The organism is Mesorhizobium sp. M7A.F.Ca.ET.027.03.2.1, assembly GCF_003999175.1.
Taxonomy (GTDB): domain Bacteria; phylum Pseudomonadota; class Alphaproteobacteria; order Rhizobiales; family Rhizobiaceae; genus Mesorhizobium.
The window spans coordinates 1-3,628 of sequence record NZ_RZOM01000629.1 but is presented as its reverse complement, the minus strand read 5'-3'; the positions used below and the strand labels follow the sequence as shown (position 1 = coordinate 3,628).

Sequence of the window (3,628 nt, the reverse complement as noted above, 5' to 3'; positions counted from 1 at the left end):
GATCTTTTGACCTTGCGGGCCCATCGTCTGCTGATGGAAGCCGATGTCATCGTCCATGACGCGCTGGTGCCCGAGGCGGTCGTTGCCATGGGGCGCCGCGATGCCGAGCGCCTGCCGGTCGGAAAACGTAAGGGCTGCCACACCAAGAGCCAGGCTGAGATCAATGCGCTGCTGGTCGAGCTTGGCCGTGAAGGCAAGCGTGTCGTGCGGCTGAAGTCAGGCGATCCGCTGGTGTTCGGCCGGGCGGGCGAAGAGATGGCTGCACTTCGTGATGCCGGAATCGCCTATGAGGTAGTTCCGGGTGTCACCGCGGCCTTTGCTGCCGCCGCCGATTTCGAACTGCCGCTGACCTTGCGCGGTGTCTCCTCGTCCATGGTGTTCACCACCGGCCACGACCTCAAGGGCAATTCGCTGCCCGACTGGGCCAAGCTCGCCATTTCCGGCGCCACCGTCGCCGTTTATATGGGCCGCTCGGTGGCCGCCGAGGTTGCCGGACGGCTGATCGAGGCCGGTCTGTCGCCGGACACCGCGGTGGCCGTGGTCGAGAATGCCAGCCTCGCCAACCGGCGTCGCTTCCACGGCACGCTTGCCGACCTGCCGTCGCTGGAAGCGCGCGCCGATCTTTCCGGCCCGGTCATGACCATCATCGGCGATGCGGTCGCCGGCGCCAACTTTGAGCGATCCGAGCCGCTGGCGGCACACAGGCATGAAGGTGCTTCCAGTTCGGTCGCCGAAGGAGTTCAGCCATGAAGATACTGACCGCCAACCGCCTCACCGACGGCATTGCCGTCTGGTACGCCGATGGCGGCTGGGCCGAGACGGTGGACCATGCCGACCTCGCCCATGACAAGGCAGCCGAGGACAGGCTCGAGGCGATCGGCGCCAAGGCCTATGCCGCCAACGAAGTGGTCGACGTCAATTTGATCGACGCTGAGGTCGTCGACGGCGTCGTCCAACCGGTGCGGCTGCGCGAGAAGATCCGCGCCGCCGGCCCGACCATCCGCAACGATCTCGGCAAGCAGGCTGCGCGGGCAGCATAACCAAGACACCAGGCATGGGCGGACGCGCCCTGAAAGACCAAGCATGTACCGTTACGATGAGTTCGACCACGATTTTGTCCAGGCCCGCGTCGCCGAGTTCAGCGACCAGGTGCAGCGTCGTCTTGCCGGCGAGATCACCGAGGACCAGTTCCGGCCATTGAGGCTGATGAACGGCGTCTATCTTCAACTGCATGCCTACATGCTGCGCATCGCGGTGCCTTACGGCACGCTGAACGGCAAGCAGTTGCGCATGCTTGGTCACATCGCCCGCAAATACGACAAGGGCTATGGCCATTTTACCACCCGCCAGAACATCCAGTTCAACTGGCCGGCGCTGTCGGACATTCCGGCGATCCTGGCGGATCTCGCGAGCGTTGAGATGCATGCCATCCAGACCAGCGGCAATTGCATCCGCAACGTCACCGCAGACCACTTCGCCGGCGCTGCCGCCGACGAAGTCGCCGATCCGCGTCCCTACGCGGAAATCCTGCGCCAATGGTCGTCGGTGCATCCGGAATTCTCGTTCCTGCCGCGCAAGTTCAAGATCGCGGTGACGGGTGCCGAGCGCGACCGCGCCGCCATTCAGACCCACGACATCGGCCTGCACCTGAAGAAGAACGCCGCCGGCGAACTCGGTTTCGCCGTCTATATCGGCGGCGGCCAGGGCCGCACGCCGATGGTTGCCCGCAAGATCCGCGATTTCCTGCCGGAAGCCGACCTTCTGTCCTACTGCACGGCGATCCTGCGCGTTTACAACCTCTATGGCCGCCGCGACAACAAGTACAAGGCGCGCATCAAGATCCTCGTCCATGAGACCGGCGTCGAGGAGATCACCCGCCAGGTCGAGGCCGAGTGGCTGGAGTTGAAGGACGCCGAGCTGAAGCTGCCGCAAGCCGACATCCGCGCCATCGAGGCCTATTTCGCGCCACCGGTGCTCGCCGGACGGCCGGAAGGCGACCAAGCGGTCAAGCTGGCGCGGCTCGATTCCAAAGGGTTCTCGGAGTGGCTCGACCAGAATGTCGTGACGCACCGCCATCCCGACTATGCAGCGGTGACGATCTCGCTGAAGGGCATCGGCGAGGTGCCCGGGGACGCCTCGGACAGCCAGATGGAAGCGATCGCCGACATCGCCGAGAAATATGGCTTTGATGAACTGCGTGTCAGCCATGAGCAGAACCTGATCCTGCCGCATGTGGCCCGCGCCGACCTCAAGGCAGTCTATGATGCGCTGGTCGGCATCGGTCTGGCGACAGCCAATTCCAATTTGATATCGGACATCATCGCTTGCCCGGGCCTCGACTACTGTGCGCTGGCCACGGCGCGCTCGATCCCGATCGCGCAGGAAATCTCGCGCCGCTTCGCCTCGCTTGAGCGGCAGCGCGAGATCGGCGAACTGAAGCTGAAGATCTCCGGCTGCATCAACGCCTGCGGTCATCACCATGTCGGCCATATCGGCATCCTCGGGGTCGAGAAGAAGGGCTCTGAGCTCTATCAGGTGACGCTGGGCGGCTCGGCCGACGAAAACACCTCGGTCGGCGAGATCATCGGCCGCGGCTTCTCGTCGGAAGAGATCACCGACGCCATCGAGCAGATCGTCGAGACCTATCTCGGCCTCCGGCTCGGCCCACAAGAGAAATTCATCGACGCCTACCGCCGAGTCGGTCCCGCGCCGTTCAAGGAGGCGCTCTATGCTGGCGAAGCCAAGGCCGCTTGACCCTATTGGAGACGTCGATGACGGTATCGCCGCCAAAGCGGCGGGGCTCGATGCGCTCTATGGTCATCTGAAGCCGATCGAGATCATCGAACGCTCGGCCCGCGAACTGTTCCTCGACGAGATCGCGGCGGTGTCGTCGTTCGGCGCGGATTCGGCTGTGCTGCTGCACATGATCGCCAAGATCGACCGGACGCTGCCGGTCATTTTCCTCGACACCGGCAAGCATTTCGAGGAGACGCTCGGCTATCGCGACGCGCTCGCCGCCGATTTCGGGCTGACCAACATAAGGGTGATCAAACCCGAGGAAGCAGCACTCGAACGGATCGATCCGACGGGCAATCTGCATCAGAGCAACACCGACGCCTGCTGCGACGTGCGCAAGGTGGAGCCGCTGGCGCGCGGTGTCGCGCCATTTCGAGCCTGGCTCACCGGCCGCAAGCGTTTCCAGGCCGCGACGCGGGCAGCGCTGCCGGTGTTCGAGGCGGTCGGGCCGCGCATCCGCATCAATCCGCTGGCGCATTGGACGACATCGGACCAGGCGGACTACATGCGCGCGCATGCGCTGCGCGAAAATCCGCTGGTCGCCTATGGCTATCTGTCGATCGGCTGCTTCCCGTGCACGCAGCCGGTGCAGCCGGGCGAGGACGCGCGCAGCGGCCGCTGGGCCGGTCATGCCAAGACCGAGTGCGGCATTCACCTGTCGGGGCTGGAGAAGTCGCTGACCGACGCATCCCTTTAGGATATGCTGATATTCAGGTGAGGCTGGCTTGCAAACGGCAGCTTCCTGCGCTTCCGGTGCTCACGTACTTCAAGTACGCTCCGCTCCGGTTCTCGGAAGCCGCCATTTTCGACTCAGCCTGACCTGAATCTCAAC

4 protein-coding genes are annotated in these 3,628 nt (G+C 64.2%); all 4 read left to right on the top strand.

Annotation, left to right across the window (positions count from 1 at the left end):
- A partial coding sequence (cobA, locus tag EN750_RS23730) for a uroporphyrinogen-III C-methyltransferase (protein WP_127397821.1) occupies positions 1-750 on the top strand: 750 nt, incomplete at its 5' end.
- Complete coding sequence (locus EN750_RS23725) at positions 747-1,040, top strand: DUF2849 domain-containing protein (protein WP_127397820.1); 294 nt, start codon at positions 747-749, stop codon at positions 1,038-1,040. The genes cobA and EN750_RS23725, both read left to right, overlap by 4 nt.
- A 43-nt stretch (positions 1,041-1,083) precedes the next feature.
- Positions 1,084-2,754, top strand: a complete 1,671-nt coding sequence (locus EN750_RS23720) for a nitrite/sulfite reductase (protein WP_127397819.1) — start codon at positions 1,084-1,086, stop codon at positions 2,752-2,754.
- Positions 2,729-3,493: a phosphoadenylyl-sulfate reductase gene (locus EN750_RS23715; protein WP_127397818.1), complete on the top strand. Its 765-nt coding sequence runs from the start codon at positions 2,729-2,731 to the stop codon at positions 3,491-3,493. The genes EN750_RS23720 and EN750_RS23715 overlap by 26 nt, the downstream gene beginning before the upstream one ends.
- Positions 3,494-3,628 lie beyond the last annotated feature (135 nt).

Bases quoted from the DNA above. Each gene is read 5' to 3' on its own strand.
- EN750_RS23725 (WP_127397820.1), top strand. From the start codon at position 747: ATGAAGATACTGACCGCCAACCGCCTCACCGACGGCATTGCCGTCTGG.
- EN750_RS23720 (WP_127397819.1), top strand. From the start codon at position 1,084: ATGTACCGTTACGATGAGTTCGACCACGATTTTGTCCAGGCCCGCGTC.
- EN750_RS23715 (WP_127397818.1), top strand. From the start codon at position 2,729: ATGCTGGCGAAGCCAAGGCCGCTTGACCCTATTGGAGACGTCGATGAC.